The organism is Pseudomonas sp. BNK-7, from assembly GCF_048072025.1.
Lineage (GTDB): Bacteria > Pseudomonadota > Gammaproteobacteria > Pseudomonadales > Pseudomonadaceae > Aquipseudomonas > Aquipseudomonas danubii.
This window is the reverse complement of record NZ_CP182252.1, coordinates 4,658,380-4,679,345: the sequence shown is the minus strand read 5'-3', so window position 1 is coordinate 4,679,345 and position 20,966 is coordinate 4,658,380. Positions and strand designations below refer to the sequence as shown.

Here is a 20,966-nt window from a genome sequence, read left to right as displayed (position 1 = left end):
GGGCTGGGAAGGAACACGTGAAAGCTATGTTCAAGCTGTCGATACTGGGGCGCGGTCAACACCTCATGCGCCGCACATTACTGGCCCAGGCGCTGTTCGCCGGTGCCGTGAGCCCACTGCTGGCCCAGGCGCAGGACGCCAGCTCCACCAGCCAGGGCAGCAGCACCCAGGAGCGCCGGGTGGCGCTCAAGCTGGTGGCCCAGCCCCTGGATCAGGCACTGACCCGTTTTGCCGATCAGGCCGACCTGCGCCTGCTGTACACCACCGCTGATGTGGACGGCCTGCAAGCACCGGCCCTGAATGGCGAGGTCACGCTGGCCCAGGCCCTGCAGACACTGCTGGCCGGCAGCGGCATGAGCTGGTCCTTCAGCGATTCGCGCACGGTGATCCTGCGTCGCGCCGCGCCGGCCGCCAGCCTCAACCTCAAGCCGACCCAGGTCAGCGTGGCGTCGCGCACCAGCACCGCCATCAGTGAGATCCCCGGCACGGTGTGGGTGGTGGAGCAGAGCCAGCTGCGCGAGCAATTGAGTACCGGAGTCAGCCTCAAGGAAGCCATTGGCAAGCTGGTGCCGGGCCTCGACCTGGCCCCTGAAGGGCGCACCAACTATGGCCAGAACATGCGCGGGCGCAACGTCCTGGTGATGATCGACGGGGTCAGCCAGAACAGTTCCCGGGGCCTGTCCCGGCAGTTCGACAGCATTTCGCCGTTCAACGTCGAGCGCGTCGAAGTGCTGTCCGGGGCCAGCGCCATCTACGGCGGCGGCGCCACCGGCGGCATCATCAATATCGTCACCAAGAAAGGCGAACCGGGCCCGGCGCGGTTCGAGACCCAACTGGGGGCCAGCAGTGGCTTCAACAACAGCGATGACCTGAGCACCCGCGTCGCCCAGTCGGTGAGCGGCGGCAACGAGGCCATCAGCGGCCGGCTGGCGGTGGCGGGGGAGCAGAACCAGGCGTTCTATGACGGCGCCGGCAAACAGATCTTCATCGACAACACCCAGACTGACCTGCAGTACAACCGCACCCTGGACCTGATGGGCAGCCTGGCCCTGCAGTTCAATGACGAGCAGAGCCTGGACCTGCTGGCCCAGTACTACGACTCGGGCAACCACGGCAGCACCGGGATCTATTTCCCCAACCTCAAGTACCGGGCACCGTCCAACCTGGAAAACGCCGAGCTGCGGGGCGGCTATTCCACCGACCTGGAGCCGCGGACCAAGCGCCTGCTGCTCAACGCCAACTATCACCACAGCGATGTGCTGGGTCAGGACTTCTACCTGCAGGCCTCGTACCGCAAGGAAGACAACAATTTTTTCCCGTTCCCCTACTACAACAGCGGCAGTCCCGCTGGCTCCAAGGGCGTGTACTTTGCTGCCTCGCAGCAGAATTTCGAGGTCACCAGCCTCAAGGCGCTGTTGGCCAAGGAGCTCGATGCCTTCAAGCTCACCTACGGCGTGGACCTGGACCGGGAGCGCTTCAATGCCGAGCAGAGCACCTTCGATCAGCAGATTTCCTCGGACAGTGGCGGTCTGGATCTGGTGACCCTGAGCAAGGCGCCGCGCTATCCCAGCTATCGGGTCGACGGCCTGTCCGGCTACGCCCAACTGGACTGGCATGCCACCGACAACCTGACGGTTTCCGGCGGCTACCGGCGTCAGCAGATGGACGTGGATGTCGGCCGCTTCAAGAACGTCCCCGGTGGCAGCAACCAATATGCGGTCAACCTGTACAACCTGGGCAGCATCTACGACTTCAAGAACGGTCATCAGGTCTGGGTCAACTACGGCGAGGGCTTCGATCTGCCGGACCCGGCCAAGTTCTACGGCAAGCCGGGCCTGAGCGTCGACGACAACCCCCTGGCCGGGATCAAGAGCCGCCAGGTGGAGACCGGCTGGCGCTTCTCCGATAGCGACTGGGAGGCCCAGGCGGCGCTGTACTACATCTGGTCGGACAAGGTGATCAGCACCGACCAGGCCACCCTGACCATTGACGTCAAGGATCAGAAAAGCCGCGACTACGGCTTTGAGAGCGCCCTGACCCGGCACTTCCAGAACGGCTGGGAAGTGGGTGGCACCCTGCATGCCGTGCGTTCCGAGGAGGAGAACAAGAACGGCGGCTGGAGCAAGCGCGACGCCCGTTATGCCTCGCTGTCGAAACTCACCGCCTTCGTCGGCTGGAAGGGTGACAGCAGCAACATTCGCTTGCAGGGCAACCACGCCTTCACCCTCAAGGACGATGCGGTCAAGGTTATCGACGCCACTCACAGCGTCGACGCCCCCAACACCATCGACGGCTACACCACCTTCGACCTGCTGGGCAGCCACGACACCGACTTCGGCACCTTCAGCGGCGGTATCCAGAACCTGCTGGACAAGCAATACAGCACCGTCTGGGGCCAGCGCGCCAAGCTGTTCTACTCACCGACCTATGGGCCGGACTACTTGTATGACTACCAGGGTCGTGGCCGCACCTACACCCTGAGCTGGAGCATGGCCTACTGAGGGGCCATGCCCCGGGATCGGCACGGCCCAGGCAAAGGCCCGCAGCAGGTCATCCTCGGTGGCGTGCCCCTCGACACCGCCACCACCAGCCGTTGCGGAGCACGCTTCGGCCCCGTGGCATCCGTGGACATTGCCTGTCTCGCCTCACAAGCCTCCTGACACTGACTGTCAGGAGGCTCTGATATTCTGCGCCGGTGTTTTTTTCTCCGGAGTCCACCCAAGGTGTCGCGAGCCAGCCGTTTACTCACCCTGTTGCAGATGCTGCGGGGCAAGAGCCGTCCCGTCACCGCAGCCACCCTGGCGGCGGAGCTGGAGGTGTCCGAGCGCACCCTGTACCGCGATATCGCCGAGCTCACTTCACTGGGCGCGCCGATCTACGGTGAGGCGGGCATCGGCTATGTGTTGCGCAGCGGGCTGTTCCTGCCGCCCTTGATGCTCAATGCCGACGAGACCGAGGCCGTGGTCCTGGGCTTGCGTTATGTCGATCAGCGTGGCGACGAGGTGCTGAGCAAGGCTGCGGCTGATGCCATGGCCAAGATCGCCGCCGTGCTGGCCCCGGCGGCCCAGGATGCCCTGCGCAATCCGACCTTGCTGCCGGGCCCCGCGGGCTGGGGCTTTCCCGACAACAGCGTGTCGTTGAACGTGTTCCGCCAGGCGATCCGGCACCAGGCCAAGCTGTTGATCGACTATGCCGACGTCAATCGCAACCCCAGCCAGCGGCTGATCTGGCCCTTGGCTCTGGGGTTTCTCAACGAGGCCCGGGTGATCGTCGCCTGGTGCGAGCTGCGGGGCGATTACCGGACCTTTCGCACCGACCGCATTGCCGCGGCCCAGGAGCAGGGACAGGCCTATCCGGGGCGGCGCAGCGATTGGCTGCGAGCCTGGCGCCAGTGCCTGCAAAAGGACGAGCAGGGCGGTCAATTCACTCCTGACAGGAAATGACGCGCGGGGCTTTTAACATGGCGCGATCATCGACTCATCAGGAGCTTTTCTCATGTCAGGTATCGACGCTTCACTGGCCCCGGCGATCCGCGCCTACGTGATGGCGGCCAACACTGGCGACAGCTCGGTGGCGGCGGCGATCTTTGCCGCCGAGGCCCAAGTGTTCGACGAGCGAGAGCACCGGGTAGGGCCGCAGGAGATTGCCCGCTGGATGGACGCCAGCCATCGCGTGCGTCCACGGCTGCAGATCCTCGGGGTCCAGCAGCGCACCGGCAAGGTGTTGCTGGACAGCCTGGTCTGCGGGGATTTTTCCGCCAGCCCGCAGACGCTGCGCTACACCTTTCGCCTGGACCCGCAGGGACGGATTGCACGGCTGGATATCTCCCGCTGAGGCTTGTCGACCGGTGTGTCGGGCGGTTCGCCGGCAGCCGGTTCCTCCATGGAATGGGGCGCGGTGGCATACTGCGGCTTTTTTGCCGGGAGGCCAGCGGCCCATGCCATTCGATTCCCCCTTGAGCGCCTATCGGCATGCCCTGGAGCAGGACGGCTTCGTCGCCGATGAGGCACAGGCGCGGGCCGTGCAAGCCTTGCAGAACTGCCACGAGGCCCTGCATCAGGGGCGTACAGCGGTGCAAGGGGTCTATCTGTGGGGTGCGGTCGGGCGGGGCAAGACCTGGCTCATGGATCAGTTCTACCAGAGCCTGCGGGTGCCGGCGCGGCGTCAGCACTTTCATCACTTCATGGGCTGGGTGCACCAACGTTCGTTCCAGCTCACCGGCACCGCCGATCCCTTGCAGGCCCTGGCCCGGGAGCTCGCCGAAGAGGTGCGGGTGCTGTGCTTCGATGAGTTGTTCGTCAACGACATCGGTGACGCGATCATTCTCGGACGCCTGTTCCAGGTGATGTTCGAGCAGGGCGTGGTCATGGTCTGCACCTCCAACCAGCCTCCCGAGCAGCTGTATGCCGAGGGCTTCAATCGTGAACGTTTCCTCCCGGCCATCAGCGCCATCAGCCAGCACATGCAAGTGGTGGCGGTGGACGGCGAGCAGGATCACCGTCTGCATCCGGGGGCCGCGGCGCAACGCTACTGGCTCAGTGTCGAGGGCCAGCCCAGCGCCCTGGAACCCTTGTTCCAGCAGTTGAGCGGCGGCCAGGCGGTCTCCACTGAGCCGCTGCTGATCGGCTATCGGCCGGTGCAGGTGGTCAAGGCCGCCGGCAGCGTGATCTGGTGCCGTTTTGCCGATCTGTGCGAACAGCCGTTTTCCGCCATGGACTTCATGGCGCTGTGTGACAGGTTCAGTGCGATCCTCCTCAGCCAGGTCCCCAACCTCAGTGCCCAGCAACGCCCGGGACGCATTGCCCGAGGCACCGAGGATGGCGCCCAGCGGGTGGTGGCAGGGGATCGCGAATTGCCGCAACTGTCGATCCATGACGACAGCGTGCGCCGCTTCATTGCCCTGGTGGATGAATGTTACGACCGCAAGGTGCCGCTCTATCTGGAGGCCCAGGTACCGATGGAGCAGCTGTACACCGAGGGTTACCTGGAGTTTCCCTTCCGCCGCACCCTGAGCCGCCTGCAGGAAATGCAGTTGCAACGCTTTGCCAGCCAGCCTAGCGCTTGAGGGGAAGGGCTTCCGGCTGTGGTTCATCCTGGCCAATCATTAGGATTTTTCTGCAGAAGGAGGGAGAAAAATCTTCGTTTGGTCAAATCCCCCAGCCTACAATCGAGGCTGCCTGAGCCCTGAACGCTCACTTTCACTGCATTGATCGAGGATGAACATGGACGTTGCCGATGTCGTGGTGCTGCAAGCCAGTTACAGCAACCCGGTGCATGCCGAAGCCATAGGCGTGCTGCTCAATCATTACGCCCAGGACCCCATGGGCGGCGGCCAGGCCCTGGCGCCGGACCAGCTTCAGCAACTGCCGGCAGAGCTGGCCAAGCGACCTCAGGCGTTCAGCGTACTGGCCTTTGCCGGGGGCCAGCCGGTGGGGCTGGTGAACTGCTTCGAGGGCTTTTCCACCTTTGCCTGCCGGCCCCTGGTGAATGTTCACGACGTGGTGGTGCTGGACAGCTTTCGCGGCCAGGGCCTGAGCAAGCGGATGCTGCAGAAGGTCGAGGACATTGCCCGGCAACGGGGTTGCTGCAAGATCACCCTGGAAGTGCTGGAAGGCAACGCCCAGGCCCAGGCCGCCTACCAGGCCTGCGGTTTCGCCAATGCCATGCTCGATCCCGCCCATGGCCGCATGCTGTTCTGGAGCAAAGCTTTGTAATGTCCGATGTCAGGCCCCCCGGCTGATTGGCGCCCTGGTGCTGTAGGGGAGCGGGGCTGACTGCTTTAAGCGTCGTGCAATGCCGGGTCGAGCTTGGGGAACACCAGGCGGAACTCGGTGAGGCTGTCCGGTACGCTGTCGACCTCGGTGCGGCCCTGATGCAGGTTCATGATCGAGCGCACGATTGCCAGGCCCAGCCCGGTGCCGCCTTCGGCTCGGGTGCGGCTGCTGTCGACCCGATAGAAACGCTCGAACAGATGGGGCAGGTGGCAGGCGGCGATGCCCGGCCCGGGATTGCCCACGGCGAGGCTCACGCTCTGCAGTTGGCGCTCGATCCGCAGGTCGATCCGGCCCTGATCCGGGCAATGGCGGATGGCGTTGGACAACAGGTTGGAAATGGCCCGCTGGATCATCAGGCGATCCCCCAGCACCCAGGCGTCACCGCGCAGTTCCAGCTGCAGTTGCCTGTCCTCGGCGCTGAGGGCAAACAGGTCCATGACCCGCCGCGCCTCCTCGCCCAGAGACACCCGGGCAAAGCGGGCCTGGGAAGCCGGCTGGCTGACCTGAGCCAGGAACAGCATGTCGGCGACGATTCGTGTGACCCGTTCCAGCTCCTCGATGCTGGCCTCCAGCACGGCCTTGTATTCCTCCGGGGGGCGGTCGCGGGACAGGGTCACTTGGGCCTTGCCCATCAGGTTGCTGATAGGCGAGCGCAGTTCGTGGGCCAGGTCGTCGGAGAACTGCGACAGGCGTTGTACGCCGCCATCCAGGCGCTGCAGCATGACGTTGATGCCCTGGCCCAGTTCCGCCAGTTCCCGGGGCAGCTTGTCCAGGTTCAGGCGATGGGTCAGGTCCTGGGTGGTGACCTTGGCGGCGACCCGGGTGAACTGTTGCAGGGGCAGCAGGCCCCTTTGCACCAGCCACCAGGCACCCATGCCGATCAGCAGCAGCAACAGGGGCAGGGCAATCACCGTGGAGCGCAGGTAGGCGCTGAGCAGTGCCTGGTCATTACCGCGGTCCAGGCTCAACACCACTCGCACCGGCTCGCCATTGCGCAGGTTCATTTGCCGGGTGGCGCTGAGCAAGGGATTGCCGCGGCTGTCACGCCAGTCGAGGTAACCCTCGGTGCTGCTCTCCCTCAGGGCCCGGGGCAGCGGTTGCTCAGCGATGCCGCCAACATTGAGCAAGGGTTCGGCCAGGGGGGCGCTGCTCAGGATGTTCAATTGCAGATTGTCGTGGCCCATCACCAGGTCCAGCAGGGAGTGGGGGCGGGCGGCCAGGTCGCTGCTCTTGAGGTCGCTGGTGAGGCTGTGCTGGATCTGTTCCAGCTTGCTCTCCAGGCCTTTGCGCGCCAGGTTGTCCAACTCGTGGTTCAGGGCCAGATAGGCCAGTGTTGCCAGCAGCAGGACCAGGGCCGCCCCCATCAGGCTGACGGTCAGCCCCAGGCGCATGGACAGGCTGCTGTTGGTCGGCGCCGCCGGCTGGGGCGTCATTGGCGCACTTCCAGGACATAACCGACACCGCGCAGGGTGTGGATCAGCTTGACCTCACTGGCATCATCGATCTTGGCCCGCAGGCGGCTGATGGAGACTTCCACCACATTGGTGTCGCAGTCGAAGTTCATGTCCCAGACCAGGGAAATGATTTGCGTGCGGGTCAGCACTTCCCCCGAGTGGCGCATCAATACATGCAACAGGGTGAATTCCTTGGTCGTGAGATCTATCCGACGGTCGCCGCGATAAGCCCGATGCCGGCGAGGATCAAGTTGCAAGTCGGCCACTTGCAATACTTGCGGCTGGGACACGGGTTCGCTGCGGCGAATCAAAGTCCGGACCCGGGCCAGCAACTCGGGAAATTGAAAAGGTTTGACCAGATAATCATCGGCGCCCATATCCAGCCCTTTGACTTTGTCTTCCAAGCGCCCGCGAGCGGTCAACATCATGACCCGGGCCGGAGAATGTCCGCGCATATGTTCCAACACTTGCCAGCCATCTTGGCCCGGCAGGTTTATATCCAGGATCACCAACTCGTAAGGTTGTTGCTGTATCAGGTGCAGACCGTCCACGCCATTGTTGGCGCGGTCCACGACATAACCACTTTCACTCAGGCCTTGATGCAGGTAGTCCGCTGTTTTGGGTTCGTCTTCAACCACCAGAATACGCATTGCCAGATCCTCTCCAAACCGCTTGGGCATTATCGAATGAGTGCAGGGTGAAGCCTGAAGTAGCTATAGGGTCAAGAAAAATAATCATCTAATTCATAGGATTAGCCAGGTCAGCCGATAGCGGGTGAGCGCTTGGGCGCAGGCATGCTAGTTGATTGCACGCAGGGAAAGTGGCGGATGACAGAGTTGTAATATTCCTGTCATTGGCGTGACAGTGAGGGCCTGCCAGCGGATATAAAAAAGGCGCCCTGTAGAGGGCGCCAAACGTCCATCTCTGCCAAAGGAGCGCATTGTCCAGAGTGGGTACTGCGTTGAAGAGGTATCAGGCGCCGGGCTGTTGTTGCTTGGCGTCCGGCGCGGAATAGTGGGTACCGGCCTTGTCTTGCTCGGTCTTGGCGAGGTTCTGGTTTTTATCGCCGTGAATCTGTTGCTGATTGACGCGGAAGTTCTCGTAAAAGCGTTGCATATGCTCGGCTCCGCCTTCGGCAAAGGCTGCGCTGGAAGTGGCGAGAATCAAACCGCTAAATACCAAAGTTGAAAGTTTCATACTGCGTTTCCTACTTAAGAGTGTTCGGTAACTTGTTTCGTCCCTGCACAAGAAGTGATGGGGCAAGTTTCAGCGAAGTGTATTAAGTGAGGGTTAACGTCAGCCTGAGCGGGATATTACATTCTTGACATTATGTGTCTGCAGACAATCAAAGCCTGTAGCAACTGGTTGGCCAGTGAGGGTGTCGCAGAGCTCGCTGCAAGGCAGGATGGCGCCTTTGCCGGCATGCCGGGCGCCAGCAGGGATGGGGGCCGTTGCGGCCCCCGAGTCGGGTTCTTACTTCTGGACCACGGTCGCTTCCGTCGGCGCTTTGGGTTTCATCAGGCTGAAGTCGATCAGCGCCTTGCTCTGGCGTGAGTAGGGGTCGCCAATCAGCAGCGGGCGCGGCTTGAAGCTGTCGCTGACCAGGCTGCGGCTGTGGTCCAGCTGGTCGAAACTCAAGCCCGCCAGGTCGGCCCAGGTATGAATCAGCTGGGAGCTGCTGTAAGGGCGGCTGAGGTCGGAAGCAAAGTTCCAGTCATGGGTTTGCCGCCACTTCGGCGAGGCCCAGGCCATGAACGGGATGGTGTACATCGGCGCCGTGGGCTTGCCTTCGTTGCGTCCCAGGGTGTCGTGGCCGGCGGAGTCGAAGACGTCTTCGCCGTGGTCCGACAGGTACAGCAGGAAACCGTTGGGGTCGGTCTTGGCGTAATCCTTGATCAGGCTGGAGACCACGAAATCGTTGTACAGCACCGCGTTGTCGTAGCTGTTGTAGGTCGGCAGTTGATCGTCACGCACACCGGCCGGCACGCCCTGGCGATCGGTGAATTTGTCGTAGCTTGGCGGGTAGCGGTACTGGTAGCTCATGTGGGTGCCCAGCAGGTGGACCACGATGAACTTGCGCGGGGCGCTGTCGGCCAGGGCCTTGGAGAAGGGCTCAAGCACGTCGCCGTCGTACTGGCGGGCGTTCTGGTTGCGGTTGTTGTTCAAGTACACCTGCTCGTCCGCCTGCTCGGAGAAGGTGGTGAGCATGGTGTTGCGCTTGGTCATGGTCTGCTGGTTGGTGATCCAGTAGGTCTTGTAGCCGGCCTGCTTCATCACGCTGACCAGGGACGGCGTCTTGAGGTAGAGATCGGGGTTTTCTTCGTCGGCGAAGGTCAGCACCTGTTGCAACGCCTCGATGGTGTAGGGGCGCGGGGTGATGACGTTGTCGAACACCGCCAGCTGATCCTTGAGCTTGTCCAGCTCCGGGGTGGTCTGGCGCGGGTAGCCGTAGAGGCTCATGCGCTGGCGGTTGGTGGACTCGCCGATCACCAGCACCAGGGTGGCCGGCTGGTTGGCCATGCTGTCCTTGAGGTTGGTCAGCGGCGGGATCTTGCTGACGCTGTCGAGCATGCCCTGCATGCCGTTCAGTTGCTCACGGTAGCGGCGATAAGCGACCACCATCTGCCACGGCACGGCGGGTTCGATACGGGTTTCAAATTTCTCCAGGCCGTCGGCCAGGGTGTCGGTGCGAGCGATTTGCTTGATCAGCGGGTAGCCGACAATCGCCACCAGGATTGCCACGGCAGCCGCCAGGGCCTGGCCCCGGGGCAGGTACACCGGGCGCAGGCGGGTCCAGAGGAAGAGGGCGAAGGCGGTGTGGGCCAGGAACGCCAGGAGCATCCACCAGGCAAAGTACTGCGTCAGGTATTCACCGGCTTCCGAGGGGTTGGACTCGAACATGATGAAGATGACGCTTTGCGAGAACTCCTGCTGATAGACGAAGAAATAGCCCAGGCTGGCCATGGAGCAGGCCCAGAGCACCACGCCGATCACTGCCGCCATGACTTTGGTGCGTGCCGGGAACAGCAGCATCGGCGCCAGCCAGATGGCGCTCATGAAGAACGCCTGGCGGAAACCGGCGAAGCCGGACGTGTCCGTCAGTTGAATCAGCAGTTGGGTGATGCCGGAGAAATACCAGAAGAACAGGAACAGCCAGAGCAGCCCCATCCAGTCAAAACCTGTCGCAGACGTGTTACTGCGTTTGAACAATGCCATTCAGCGCTCCCCGCCGTTCCGTGATCATTGCGCGCCGGTTCAGCGCTGCGAATGAAGGCCGCCGTCTGTAACAAGACGGCCACAATGGCCGGGAGTATCGATAGGCAAGTGTGAAAAGTTCGTTAGCGCAGCGTTGGATTTTTGTCCGGCGTCGCAGGCAGCGGGATCAGGTGTGGCGGGAGATGGGTGGCAGGAAAGGGAGTGGGTAGAGCGGGGAACGCAGGCCGGGCCTGCGTTCCGGGGCACAGCTGAGGTTGCTCAGGGGCGCTGCAGCGCTACGGCAGGGGCTTGTCCCTGGTTCTGCAACATCAGGCGCAATTGGGCGAGTTCCCGTTGCAGTTGATCGCGCTCGTCTTTGAGTTGGCGCAATTCGTCACGACGAATGGTCACGTAGAGAGTCTGTGCTGGTCGTGCCGGTAGTACTGTGCCCATTGCTTCACCTCGCAAATGGAGTGCCTCAACTATGCTTCGCTGGTCGCATCCCTTGCGCAAAGCACCATCGTCGGCAGCGCGAAAATGACGGTGTCAGGCAACCGTCTTGCCTTCACTCGTGACGTTTCCATGCAGCCTGAAGGCAGCAATTTTATTTCTTTTTAGCGCAATTGGAACTTTTTTATTTTTCGTGGTCGTTGTGCCTTCCTGGTGTTTTGCGTCGTTATCCCCCCAAGTTCTGAGAAACTTCGCCCCCAGTGCCGGGACTAATCTCCACGCGGTTCGCGCTGGCCGAGGGGCAAGAGATCGGGCTTGGGCGCGCTGCGTTGCGCGCAGGTGGCCGCAAAAACTGGCGTTATGTCTGAAGATTGCGCTGTCTTGGAGCGTCTCGCCTTGTATAGTTGCGCCCCTCGACGTTTGCACCCAGCCCTTTGGGCTATACATTTTTGATCTGATTTTTTTGCAGTAGGAGCATCAGCACATGCAACTGGGGATTATTGGACTGGGCCGCATGGGCGGCAACATTGCACGGCGCCTGATGCTCAATGGGCACGAGACCGTAGTCTTTGACCGCAACACCGATTTCGTCAGCACCCTGGCCGCCGAAGGCGCCAAGGGCGCCGCCGACCTGCCGGCCCTGGTGGCTGGCCTGGAAAAACCCCGCGCGGTCTGGGTCATGCTGCCCGCCGGCGCACCCACCGAAGAGACCATCGACACCCTGAGCCAGTTGCTGGAACCGGGTGATGTGATCATCGACGGCGGCAATACCTACTATAAGGACGACATCCGCCGTGCCCGGGACCTGGCGCAAAAGGGCCTGAAGTACATCGATGTCGGCACCTCCGGCGGCGTCTGGGGCCTGGAGCGCGGCTACTGCATGATGATCGGCGGCGATGCCGATGAAGTGCTGCGCCTGGACCCGCTGTTCGCGGCACTGGCCCCTGGCCTGGGTTCGATTCCACGGACCAAGGACCGCGTTTCTGATGACGACCGTGCCGAGCGTGGCTATATCCATGCCGGTCCTGCCGGTGCCGGGCATTTCGTCAAGATGATCCACAACGGCATCGAGTACGGGATGATGCAGGCCTTCGCCGAGGGCTTTGACATTCTCAAGACCAAGTCTTCGGACATCCTGCCGGAGGATCAGCGCTTCGACCTCAATGTGGCGGACATCGCCGAAGTCTGGCGGCGCGGCAGCGTGGTGTCCTCCTGGCTGCTGGACCTGACCGCCGATGCCCTGGCCGGCGATCCGAAGCTCGACGGTTTTTCCGGTGCCGTGGCCGACAGTGGTGAAGGGCGCTGGACCATCGAAGCGGCCATGGAGCAGGCGGTTCCGGTTCCGGTGCTGTCCAACTCGTTGTTCTCCCGCTACCGCTCCCGCGGCCAGGGCACCTACGGCGACAAGCTACTGTCGGCCATGCGCTTCGGCTTTGGCGGCCATGTGGAGACCGGTAAGAAATGACCTCTACGCGAAAGAAGTCCAAGGCGTTGCCCGCGCCGCCGACCACGCTGTTCCTGTTCGGCGCCCGCGGTGATCTGGTCAAGCGCCTGTTGACGCCGGCGCTGTACAACCTGAGCCGCGACGGTCTGCTGGATGAGGGGCTGCGGATTGTCGGCGTCGACCACAACGCGGTGAGCGACGCTGAGTTCGCCACCTTGCTGGAAGACTTCCTTCGCGATGAAGTGCTGAGCAAACAAGGCCAGGGGGCGTCCGTGGACGCCGCCGTCTGGGCCCGCCTGACCCGTGGCATCAGTTACGTCCAGGGCGACTTCCTCGACGACTCCACCTATGCCGAACTGGCGGCGCGAATTGCCGCCAGCAGCACCGGCAACGCGGTGTTCTACCTGGCCACCGCGCCGCGCTTTTTCAGTGAAGTGGTGCAGCGCCTGGGGGCTTCGGGGTTGCTGGAAGAGGGGCCGGAGGCCTTTCGCCGGGTGGTCATCGAGAAGCCCTTCGGCTCCGATCTGCAGAGCGCCGAGGCCCTCAACGCCTGCTTGCTCAAGGTCATGAGCGAAAAGCAGATCTATCGCATCGACCATTACCTGGGCAAGGAAACGGTGCAGAACATTCTGGTCAGCCGTTTTTCCAACAGCCTGTTCGAGGCGTTCTGGAACAACCATTACATCGACCACGTGCAGATCACCGCGGCGGAAACCGTCGGGGTCCAAACCCGTGGCAGCTTTTATGAACACACCGGCGCCCTGCGAGACATGGTGCCCAACCACCTGTTCCAACTCCTGGCGATGGTGGCCATGGAGCCCCCTGCGGCCTTTGGCGCCGATGCAGTGCGCGGCGAGAAGGCCAAGGTGGTGGGGGCGATCCGTCCCTGGTCCCTGGAGGAGGCGCGGGCCAACTCGGTGCGCGGCCAGTACCGCGGCGCCGAAGTGGCGGGCAAGGCCCTGGCGGGTTACCGCGAAGAGGCTAATGTCGCGCCGGACAGCAATACCGAAACCTATGTCGCGCTGAAGGTGATGATCGACAACTGGCGCTGGGTCGGGGTGCCGTTCTACCTGCGCACCGGCAAGCGCATGAGCGTGCGCGACACCGAAATCGTCATCTGCTTCAAGCCGGCACCCTACGCGCAATTTCGCGATACCGAAGTCGATCAGCTGTCGCCGACTTACCTGCGGATTCAGATCCAGCCCAACGAAGGCATGTGGTTCGACCTGCTGGCGAAAAAGCCCGGGCCGAGCCTGGACATGGCCAATATCGAACTGGGCTTCGCCTATCGGGATTTCTTCGAAATGCAGCCGTCCACCGGCTACGAGACGCTGATCTACGACTGCCTGGTCGGTGACCAGACGCTGTTTCAGCGGGCAGACAATATCGAGAACGGTTGGCGCGCCGTGCAGCCTTTCCTCGATGCCTGGAAGCAGGACGCGAGCGTGCAGACTTACCCTGCGGGTGAGGATGGTCCGGATGCCGCTGATGAGTTGCTGGCCCGGGATGGTCGCGTCTGGCACGCCCTCGGGTGAAGGGGGGCAAGGTGCGGTCCATCGCGTTCCTGCTTAGCGATATGGACGGCACCCCGTTGCACCCGGATCAGCGCCTCAATCCTTCAAACATCCTCCAGCGCTACAACCAGTAACTCACCGCATACCAGCCCAGCAGGCCCATCACCACGGTGTAGGGCAGGGCCATCCACACCATCCGTCCGTAGGACAGGCGCACCAGCGGCGCAATCGCCGAGGTCAGCAGAAACAGGAAGGCGGCCTGGCCATTGGGCGTGGCGACGCTGGGCAGGTTGGTGCCGGTGTTGATGGCGATCGCCAGGGTCTCGAAGTGTTCGCGACTCATCTGCCCGGAGACAAAGGCCTGTTTCACCTCGGTGATGTAGATGGTGGCGACGAACACGTTGTCGCTGATGGCCGACAGCAGGCCATTGGCAATGAACAGCATGCCTGGCTGCTGGTCCGCCGGTAGCGCCAGCACCCACTGGATCAGTGGCACGAACAGCTGTTGCTGGTGAATCACCGCCACCACGGCAAAAAACACCACCAGCAGGGCGGTGAAGGGCATGGCGTCCTTGAAGGCGTTGCCCAGGCGGTGCTCGTCGGTAATCCCGGTGAAGGCGGTGATCAGCACAATCACCAGCAGGCCGATCAGCCCGACTTCCGCGACGTGCAGGGCCAGGCCGACAATCAGGATCAGCGCCGCCAGCCCCTGGACCAGCAACGCCGCCCGCTGCCGCGCGGTGCGCTGGGCGTCGTCTTCGGCCGCGTAGTTGGCCAGCACCTTGCGCACGTTATCCGGCAGCAGCGTGCCGTAGCCGAACCAGCGCAGTTTTTCCAGGAGTACGCAGGTCACCAGTCCGGCGGCCAGCACCGGCAGTGAAACCGGCGCCACCTTGAGGAAGAACTCGGCGAAGTGCCAGCCCATCTCATGGCCGATCAACAGGTTCTGTGGTTCGCCCACCAGGGTGCATACGCCTCCCAGCGCCGTGCCCACGGCGCCGTGCATCAACAGGCTGCGCAGAAAGGCGCGGAACTGCTCCAGGTCGTCGTGGTGCAGGGTTGGCAGATGCTGATCGTCGCCATAGCCGCTGTCCTGGCGCGGGTCATTGCCGGAGGCCACCCGGTGGTACACCGAGTAGAAGCCCACCGCGGCGCTGATGATCACCGCGGTCACGGTCAGGGCGTCGAGAAAGGCCGAGAGGAAGGCCGACAGAAAGCAGAACAGCAGCCCCAAAAGCGCCTTGGAGCGCACCCCCAGCAGCAGCCGGGAGAACAGGAACAGCAGCAGTTCTTTCATGAAGTAGATGCCGGCCACCATGAACATCAGCAGCAGGATCACCGGGAAATTGTGCACCAGTTCGTCGTACAGCGCCTGGGGCGTGGCCATGCCCAGCAATAGCGCTTGCACCAACAGCAGACCACCGGGCATCAAGGGGTAGCACTTGAGGGCCATGGCCAGGGTGAAGATGAACTCGATCACCAGGCACCAGCCCGCTGCGGCCGGGCTGACCGCGAAGAACAGCAGCGGATTGAGCAGCAGGAACGCGACAATGCTTGCCTTGTACCAGCGGGGTGAGTGGCCGAGAAAATTGTGCGCGAACGCCTGGGCCATTGAGCCGGACATGGGCTGCTCCTAATAGTGAGAAGCGCGCAACTTGCCGCAAGCCGGATTGAGAATCAAGAACCCATGAAATCTTTTGCCACAATCTGCCCGAGCCAAGCATCCGCACAAGCGTCGGCACACTCTTGCAGGAGCCAGCTGGCTGGCGAAGGCGTTCTCAAGTGCAACAGCGTCGTGAGGGCCATTCGTCGGCAAGCCGGCTCCTACAGTGGGTAGCGTTGCGGCCAATTCTTGTAGGAGCCAACTGGCTGGCGAAGGCGGCTTCAGGGGCAATGCCATCGTGAGGGCCATTCGTCGGCAAGCCGGCTCCTACGCTCAGGAGGTGCGTTTGGCAACCAGGGTCAGGATGTCGTAGCTGGCCACCAGCTCACCCAGTTGATTGGTCACTTCCACGTCCCAGGCCACCACCCCCTGCGGCGTGCCCTGAGTGCTCTGTTTACCCTGGTCGATCTTGCGCTTGCAGGTCAGCCGCGCTTGCAGGGTGTCGCCAATGCCCACCGGGCTGATGAAGCGCAGGCTGTCCAGGCCATAGTTGGCCAGCACCGGGCCCGGTGCCGGGGACACGAACAGCCCGGCCGCCGCCGAGAGCACGAAGTAGCCGTGGGCAATACGCTTGCCGAATTGGGAGTCCTTGGCGGCAATCTCGTCGAAGTGCATATAGAAGTGGTCCCCGGACAGGCAGCCGAAGTTCACCAGATCGGTCTCGGTCACGGTGCGGCGGTGGGTCAGCAGGGACTCGCCGATCTGCAGGTCCTGGAAGTGCCGGCGGAACGGGTGGACCTCGGTTTCGATGACCTTGGCGCCGCGCACGTATTCACCGGTCACTGCCGCCAGCATGCTCGGCGAGCCCTGCACAGCGGCTCGCTGCAGGTAGTGCTTGACCGCCCGCAGGCCGCCCAGCTCTTCACCGCCACCGGCGCGACCGGGGCCACCGTGCTTGAGTTGCGGCAATGGCGAGCCGTGGCCGGTGGATTCGCCGGCGCACTCGCGGTCCAGCACCAGCAGGCGGCCGTGCCAGGCCGCGGCCCGGGGAATGACCTGGGCGGCGATGCCTGGGTCCTTGGTCACCAGGCTGGCCACCAGGCTGCCCTTGCCGCGCGCGGCCAGGTCCAGGGCCTGGTCCAGATCGTCGTAGGCCATCAAGGTACTGACCGGGCCAAAGGCCTCGATATCGTGAGCACCACCCTGGGCCAGGGGATCACGGGACAGCAGCAGGGTCGGGGCAAAGAACGCGCCCTGGCTGACGTTGTCGCCCCGGGGCTCGAAGCCGTCCCGTGCGCCGAACAACAGGTCGCTGCTGTGCAGCAGGCTTTCCAGGCGCTCGGCCACGTCCCGCTGTTGCGCGTGGGAGGCCAGGGCGCCCATGCGCACGCCTTCCAGCGACGGATCGCCGACCACCACCTTCGACAGGCGCTGGCGCAAGCCCGTGGCCACGGCATCCAGCTGTTTGGCCGGAACGATGGCGCGGCGGATGGCGGTGCATTTCTGTCCGGCCTTGACCGTCATTTCCCGCACCACTTCCTTGATGAACAGCTCGAATTCCGGGTCGTCCGGGGTCACGTCCGGGGCCAGGATCGCGCAGTTCAGCGAATCGGCCTCGGCGTTGAAGGGCACCGAGTGGCGGATCAGGTTGGGGTTGGCCCGCAGCGTGGCGGCGGTGACCGCCGAGCCGGTGAAGGTCACCAGGTCCTGGCCTTGCAGGCGATCGAGCAGATCGCCGGTGCCGCCGATCACCAGTTGCAGGCTGCCTTCGGGCAACAGGCCGGACTCGTGCATCAGGCGCACTGCCGCCTCGGTCAGGTAGCTGGTGGCACTGGCCGGTTTGACGATGCAGGGCATGCCGGCGAGGAAGCAGGGGGCGAACTTTTCCAGCATGCCCCAGATGGGAAAGTTGAAGGCGTTGATGTGCACCGCCACGCCGCCACGGGGCACCAGGATATGGGTGCCGGCAAAACTGCCAAGCTTGCTCAGGGTCTGTGCCGGGCCTTCGTGCAGCAGGTTGCCCGAAGGCAGCTCGCGGGCGCCGAGCCCGGCATAGCTGAACAGGGTGCTGTTGCCGCCCTCGATGTCGATCCAGCTGTCGGCCCGGGTCGCGCCGCTGTGGTGGGACAGGGCGTACAGCTGTTCCTTGCGCTCGCCAAGGTACAGCGCCAGGGCCTTGAGGCGCCGGGCGCGCTCCTGGAAATCCAGGGCGAGCAGGGCCCGGGCACCGTTCACGCGCCCATGTTGCAGCGCTTCGGCGAAGTCCAGGGGCTCTTCATGGGTGCGCGCCACTTCATGGCCATCGATGGCGCTGCGCAAGGCCTGGGCCGGGTGCTGGCCGATCCAGCGGCCGCCGATAAAGCTTTGCAGGGTAGGAGACTGTGGCATGGGAGAAAGGCTCCGAAGGGTCAAGTGGGGGTCGGCGCACCGTACCGGGCGCCGGGAGACAACTCAGTGATGGCTGGCGCCGCCAGCGCCGATGCCGGTCATGGACCGGATGAACTGCGCCAGGTAGCGGCCGCGCTCCAGCTCGGCCCGGGGCGAGCGGTCGCTGACGGACAAGGCCCAAGCGGCAAAGAACGCCAGGCTCATGGAGAACAGCGCCGGGTTGGCGTAGGGAAACAGCGCCTGGGGGTGGTGCAGCACATTGACCCAGACCGCCGGGCTGAGGATCAGCAGGACGATTGCCGAGATCAGCCCGGCCAGGCTGCCGCCCACCGCGCCCCGGGTGGTCAGGCCTTTCCAGAACATGGAAAGAAACAGCACCGGGAAATTCACCGACGCGGCAATCGCCAGCACCAGCCCCGAGAGAAAGGCGATGTTCTGCGACTCGAACAGCAGCCCCAGCAGCACCGCCAGGACACCGATGCACAGGGTGGCGATCTTCGAGACGCGCATTTCCTGCTGGGTGCTGGTCTGGCCTTGGCGCATCACGCAGGCATACAGGTCATGGGACACCGCCGAGGCGCCCGACAGCGCCAGCCCGGCCACCACCGCAAGGATGGTGGCGAAGGCCACGGCCGAGATGAAACCCAGGAACAGGTTGCCGCCCACCGCCTGGGCCAGGTGCACCGCGATCATGTTGGCGCCGCCGATGATCGCGCCGCTGGCGTCGCGATACTCGGGCTCGGTGCCGACCATGACGATCGCGCCGAAGCCGACCACGATCAGCAACAGATAGAAGTAGCCGATGAAGCCTGTGGCATAGAGCACGCTCTTGCGCGCTTCCCGGGCGTCGCTGACGGTGAAGAAGCGCATGAGGATATGGGGCAGCCCGGCGGTGCCGAACATCATTCCCAGGCCCAGGGAAATGGCGTCGATGGGGTTCGACAGCAGCCCGCCGGGAGCCATGATCGCGCTGCCCTTGGCGTGCACCTCGCTGGCGCGGGCGAACAGCGCCTCGCTGCTGAAACCGAAGTGCTTGAGCACCATGAAGGCCATGAAACTGGTGCCCGAGAGCAGCATCACCGCCTTGATGATCTGCACCCAGGTGGTGGCCAACATGCCGCCGAAGGTCACGTAGCAGACCATCAGCAGGCCCACCAGCATCACCGCGTGGAGGTAGCTGAGGCCGAACAGCAGTTCGATCAGCTTGCCGGCGCCGACCATCTGCGCCACCAGGTACATCAGGGCCACGGTCAGGGTGCCGAACGCCGAGGTCAGGCGCACCGGCGTCTGGGCCAGGCGATAGGAAACCACGTCGGCGAAGGTGTAGGTGCCCAGGTTGCGCAGGCGTTCGGCGATCAGGAACAGGATGATCGGCCAGCCGGCCAGCACCCCGAGGGCGTACAGCAGGCCGTCGTAGCCGTTGAGGAACATCATGGCCGAGATGCCCAGGAAGGACGCGGCGGAGATCATGTCACCGGCAATCGCCAGGCCGTTCTGCAGGCCGCTCATGCCGCCGCCGGCGGTGTAGAAGTCCTTGGCCGAGCGGGTGCGCAGGGCGGCCCAGCGGGTGATGCCCAGGGTCAGCAGGACGAACACCAGGAACATGCCGATGGCGTTCCAGTTCAGCGGGCGGGCGCTGTCGTCGGCGGCCAGGGCCAGGTCCCAGGCCAGCAGGCAGGGCAGCAGGATGACTCCTGCACCGCGCTTCATGACCGGTACTCGCGCTTGAGTTTGTCGTTCAGCGGGTCCAGCAGCCGGTTGCTGCGATACACATAAAGACCGGTGAGGGCAAAGGCCAGGAGAATCATCGCCACGCCCACCGGCATGCCGACGCTGGTGGCCCCGCCGGACAGCGAGCGGCCCAGCAGGCCGGGATTGAAGGCCACCAGCAAAACGAAGCCGTAGTAGGCCAGGAGCATGACCAGGGTCAGGGACCAGTAGAGTCGCTGCTTGCGCCGGACCAGCTGGATAAAGTCCGGGTGGCGGGTGATGCGGTCTATTTCTTGCGGGCTCATGGGCGGGTTCTCTCTTGTTGTTGTTCTGGGGCACGCATACCGACGCTGGGTTCAGGGCTGGTCGAAGTCCAGGACCACCTTGTCGCTGAGGGGATAGGACTGGCAGGACAACACATAACCGGCCGCCACTTCGTAGTCTTCCAGGGCGTGGTTGCTGTCCATTTCCACCTCGCCTTCGATGACCTTGCACTTGCAGGTGGAGCAGACCCCGGCCTTGCACGAATAGGGCAGTTCGGCGCCCTGGGCGTTGCCGGCATCCAGCAGGCTCTGGCTGTTGCGCGGCAGGTCAAAGGCCAGGGCCCGACCGTCGCTGATCACGGTGATCCGGCTGACCTGCGGGTCCCGGGCGCGGGCGGCTTCCCGGGCCTGGCGCTTCTGCCCGTCGCCGGCGGCATGGAACAGCTCGAAGTGGATGCGCTCGGCCTTCATGCCGGCGGCCTTGAGGCTGTCGCGCACGGTTTCGGTCATGGCCTGGGGGCCGCAGATGAAGGCCGCGTCCAGTTGCCTGACATCGAGCCAGCGGGAAAACAATTGCCGGCATTTGTCCTGGTTGATGCGGCCGTTGTAGAGGTCGATGTCCTGCTGTTCGCGACTGAACACGAACACCAGGTTCAGGCGCTGCAGATAGCGGTTCTTCAAGTCCTCCAGCTGTTCGCGAAACAGCGCCGAGGCGCTGGAGCGGTTGCCGTAGAGCAGGGTGATGCGACTCAGCGGCTCGCCTTCCAGGGTGCTCTTGATGATCGACAGGATCGGCGTGATGCCGCTGCCCGCGGCCACCGCCAGGTAGTGGCCGTGACGCGCCGGATCAAGCTCGACATGGAAGCGGCCCGCCGGAGGCATGACCTCCAGCGACTGCCCGGGCTTGAGCCGTTCGTTGGCGAAGGCCGAAAAGCGCCCGCCGCTGACGCGTTTCACCGCGATGCGCAGCTCGTCGTCATTCACCCCGCTGCAGATGGAGTAGGAGCGCCGGACTTCCTCGCCCTCCAGTTCGGTGCGCAGTACCAGATGCTGGCCCTGGGTGAAGTGGAACTGCCCTTGCAGGTGCCGGGGAATCTCGAAGGCGATGGACACCGCGTCGCGGGTTTCGCTGCGTACATCCTTGATGGTCAAGCGGTGGAACTGGCTCATG

The 20,966-nt window shown here is 63.7% G+C and carries 17 protein-coding genes; 7 read left to right on the top strand and 10 right to left on the bottom strand.

Features of this window, described 5'->3' with window-relative positions; all coding sequences use genetic code 11:
• The first annotated feature begins 65 nt into the window (after nucleotides 1–65).
• The 5 genes from ACMGF8_RS21225 to ACMGF8_RS21205 all read left to right on the top strand — a co-directional run bounded on the left by ACMGF8_RS21225 (nucleotide 66) and on the right by ACMGF8_RS21205 (nucleotide 5,714).
• The gene (locus ACMGF8_RS21225) at nucleotides 66–2,501 is read left to right on the top strand and encodes a TonB-dependent siderophore receptor (RefSeq protein ID WP_258009273.1); all 2,436 of its coding nucleotides are present in this window, start codon (nucleotides 66–68) and stop codon (nucleotides 2,499–2,501) included.
• 222 nt (nucleotides 2,502–2,723) lie between these two features.
• On the top strand, nucleotides 2,724–3,443 hold the full coding sequence (locus ACMGF8_RS21220; protein WP_102863480.1) for a helix-turn-helix transcriptional regulator: 720 nt from the start codon (nucleotides 2,724–2,726) through the stop codon (nucleotides 3,441–3,443).
• A gap of 52 nt (nucleotides 3,444–3,495) precedes the next feature.
• Nucleotides 3,496–3,834 (top strand): ketosteroid isomerase, encoded by a 339-nt coding sequence (locus tag ACMGF8_RS21215; protein ID WP_102863481.1) that lies wholly within the window; start codon nucleotides 3,496–3,498, stop codon nucleotides 3,832–3,834.
• A gap of 103 nt (nucleotides 3,835–3,937) precedes the next feature.
• The gene (gene zapE / locus ACMGF8_RS21210) at nucleotides 3,938–5,065 is read left to right on the top strand and encodes a cell division protein ZapE (protein WP_102863482.1); all 1,128 of its coding nucleotides are present in this window, start codon (nucleotides 3,938–3,940) and stop codon (nucleotides 5,063–5,065) included.
• 157 nt (nucleotides 5,066–5,222) lie between these two features.
• Nucleotides 5,223–5,714 carry a GNAT family N-acetyltransferase gene (locus ACMGF8_RS21205; RefSeq protein WP_102863585.1) on the top strand — a complete coding sequence of 164 codons (492 nt, stop codon included), beginning with the start codon at nucleotides 5,223–5,225 and terminating at the stop codon, nucleotides 5,712–5,714.
• Between the two features lie 65 nt (nucleotides 5,715–5,779).
• Here ACMGF8_RS21205 and ACMGF8_RS21200 read toward each other — a convergent pair whose 3' ends face one another.
• The 5 genes from ACMGF8_RS21200 to ACMGF8_RS21180 form a co-directional block, all read right to left on the bottom strand.
• Nucleotides 5,780–7,207 (bottom strand): heavy metal sensor histidine kinase, encoded by a 1,428-nt coding sequence (locus ACMGF8_RS21200; RefSeq protein ID WP_102863483.1) that lies wholly within the window; start codon nucleotides 7,205–7,207, stop codon nucleotides 5,780–5,782.
• Complete coding sequence (locus ACMGF8_RS21195; protein ID WP_102863484.1) at nucleotides 7,204–7,878, bottom strand: heavy metal response regulator transcription factor; 675 nt, start codon at nucleotides 7,876–7,878, stop codon at nucleotides 7,204–7,206. The genes ACMGF8_RS21200 and ACMGF8_RS21195 overlap by 4 nt, the downstream gene beginning before the upstream one ends.
• A 322-nt stretch (nucleotides 7,879–8,200) precedes the next feature.
• Complete coding sequence (locus tag ACMGF8_RS21190; RefSeq protein WP_102879229.1) at nucleotides 8,201–8,425, bottom strand: hypothetical protein; 225 nt, start codon at nucleotides 8,423–8,425, stop codon at nucleotides 8,201–8,203.
• 276 nt (nucleotides 8,426–8,701) lie between these two features.
• Complete coding sequence (locus ACMGF8_RS21185; protein WP_102863486.1) at nucleotides 8,702–10,444, bottom strand: phosphoethanolamine transferase CptA; 1,743 nt, start codon at nucleotides 10,442–10,444, stop codon at nucleotides 8,702–8,704.
• 258 nt (nucleotides 10,445–10,702) lie between these two features.
• Nucleotides 10,703–10,876 carry a DUF6026 family protein gene (locus ACMGF8_RS21180; RefSeq protein WP_162884050.1) on the bottom strand — a complete coding sequence of 58 codons (174 nt, stop codon included), beginning with the start codon at nucleotides 10,874–10,876 and terminating at the stop codon, nucleotides 10,703–10,705.
• A 481-nt stretch (nucleotides 10,877–11,357) separates the two neighbouring features.
• Between ACMGF8_RS21180 and gnd the strand changes: the two genes are divergently transcribed.
• Nucleotides 11,358–12,338 (top strand): phosphogluconate dehydrogenase (NAD(+)-dependent, decarboxylating), encoded by a 981-nt coding sequence (gene gnd / locus ACMGF8_RS21175; RefSeq protein ID WP_102863487.1) that lies wholly within the window; start codon nucleotides 11,358–11,360, stop codon nucleotides 12,336–12,338.
• The gene (zwf, locus tag ACMGF8_RS21170; protein ID WP_102863488.1) at nucleotides 12,335–13,852 is read left to right on the top strand and encodes a glucose-6-phosphate dehydrogenase; all 1,518 of its coding nucleotides are present in this window, start codon (nucleotides 12,335–12,337) and stop codon (nucleotides 13,850–13,852) included. Before gnd ends, zwf begins: the two co-directional genes overlap by 4 nt.
• A 100-nt stretch (nucleotides 13,853–13,952) precedes the next feature.
• On the opposite strand, the gene nhaB is transcribed toward zwf, so the two are convergent.
• The 5 genes from nhaB to paaE form a co-directional block, all read right to left on the bottom strand.
• Nucleotides 13,953–15,455, bottom strand: coding sequence for a sodium/proton antiporter NhaB (gene nhaB, locus ACMGF8_RS21165; RefSeq protein ID WP_102863489.1), 1,503 nt, complete (start codon nucleotides 15,453–15,455; stop codon nucleotides 13,953–13,955).
• A 312-nt stretch (nucleotides 15,456–15,767) separates the two neighbouring features.
• A complete protein-coding gene (paaZ, locus tag ACMGF8_RS21160) occupies nucleotides 15,768–17,822 on the bottom strand; it encodes a phenylacetic acid degradation bifunctional protein PaaZ (protein WP_416757049.1) in 2,055 nt (684 codons plus the stop codon).
• A gap of 63 nt (nucleotides 17,823–17,885) precedes the next feature.
• Nucleotides 17,886–19,532, bottom strand: a complete 1,647-nt coding sequence (locus tag ACMGF8_RS21155; protein ID WP_416757048.1) for a cation acetate symporter — start codon at nucleotides 19,530–19,532, stop codon at nucleotides 17,886–17,888.
• A complete protein-coding gene (locus ACMGF8_RS21150) occupies nucleotides 19,529–19,837 on the bottom strand; it encodes a DUF485 domain-containing protein (protein ID WP_102863492.1) in 309 nt (102 codons plus the stop codon). The genes ACMGF8_RS21155 and ACMGF8_RS21150 overlap by 4 nt, the downstream gene beginning before the upstream one ends.
• Before the next feature lie 51 nt (nucleotides 19,838–19,888).
• The gene (paaE, locus tag ACMGF8_RS21145) at nucleotides 19,889–20,965 is read right to left on the bottom strand and encodes a 1,2-phenylacetyl-CoA epoxidase subunit PaaE (protein ID WP_416757047.1); all 1,077 of its coding nucleotides are present in this window, start codon (nucleotides 20,963–20,965) and stop codon (nucleotides 19,889–19,891) included.
• Nucleotide 20,966: the final 1 nt, after the last annotated feature.

Excerpts from the sequence above, each read along its gene's own strand:
- ACMGF8_RS21180 (WP_162884050.1), bottom strand. The coding sequence starts at position 10,876 with ATGGGCACAGTACTACCGGCACGACCAGCACAGACTCTCTACGTGACC.
- paaE (WP_416757047.1), bottom strand. The coding sequence starts at position 20,965 with ATGAGCCAGTTCCACCGCTTGACCATCAAGGATGTACGCAGCGAAACC.
- zapE (WP_102863482.1), top strand. The coding sequence starts at position 3,938 with ATGCCATTCGATTCCCCCTTGAGCGCCTATCGGCATGCCCTGGAGCAG.
- ACMGF8_RS21185 (WP_102863486.1), bottom strand. The coding sequence starts at position 10,444 with ATGGCATTGTTCAAACGCAGTAACACGTCTGCGACAGGTTTTGACTGG.
- ACMGF8_RS21155 (WP_416757048.1), bottom strand. The coding sequence starts at position 19,532 with ATGAAGCGCGGTGCAGGAGTCATCCTGCTGCCCTGCCTGCTGGCCTGG.
- gnd (WP_102863487.1), top strand. The coding sequence starts at position 11,358 with ATGCAACTGGGGATTATTGGACTGGGCCGCATGGGCGGCAACATTGCA.
- ACMGF8_RS21205 (WP_102863585.1), top strand. The coding sequence starts at position 5,223 with ATGGACGTTGCCGATGTCGTGGTGCTGCAAGCCAGTTACAGCAACCCG.
- ACMGF8_RS21195 (WP_102863484.1), bottom strand. The coding sequence starts at position 7,878 with ATGCGTATTCTGGTGGTTGAAGACGAACCCAAAACAGCGGACTACCTG.
- ACMGF8_RS21150 (WP_102863492.1), bottom strand. The coding sequence starts at position 19,837 with ATGAGCCCGCAAGAAATAGACCGCATCACCCGCCACCCGGACTTTATC.
- paaZ (WP_416757049.1), bottom strand. The coding sequence starts at position 17,822 with ATGCCACAGTCTCCTACCCTGCAAAGCTTTATCGGCGGCCGCTGGATC.
- ACMGF8_RS21190 (WP_102879229.1), bottom strand. The coding sequence starts at position 8,425 with ATGAAACTTTCAACTTTGGTATTTAGCGGTTTGATTCTCGCCACTTCC.
- ACMGF8_RS21200 (WP_102863483.1), bottom strand. The coding sequence starts at position 7,207 with ATGACGCCCCAGCCGGCGGCGCCGACCAACAGCAGCCTGTCCATGCGC.
- nhaB (WP_102863489.1), bottom strand. The coding sequence starts at position 15,455 with ATGTCCGGCTCAATGGCCCAGGCGTTCGCGCACAATTTTCTCGGCCAC.
- ACMGF8_RS21215 (WP_102863481.1), top strand. The coding sequence starts at position 3,496 with ATGTCAGGTATCGACGCTTCACTGGCCCCGGCGATCCGCGCCTACGTG.
- zwf (WP_102863488.1), top strand. The coding sequence starts at position 12,335 with ATGACCTCTACGCGAAAGAAGTCCAAGGCGTTGCCCGCGCCGCCGACC.
- ACMGF8_RS21225 (WP_258009273.1), top strand. The coding sequence starts at position 66 with ATGCGCCGCACATTACTGGCCCAGGCGCTGTTCGCCGGTGCCGTGAGC.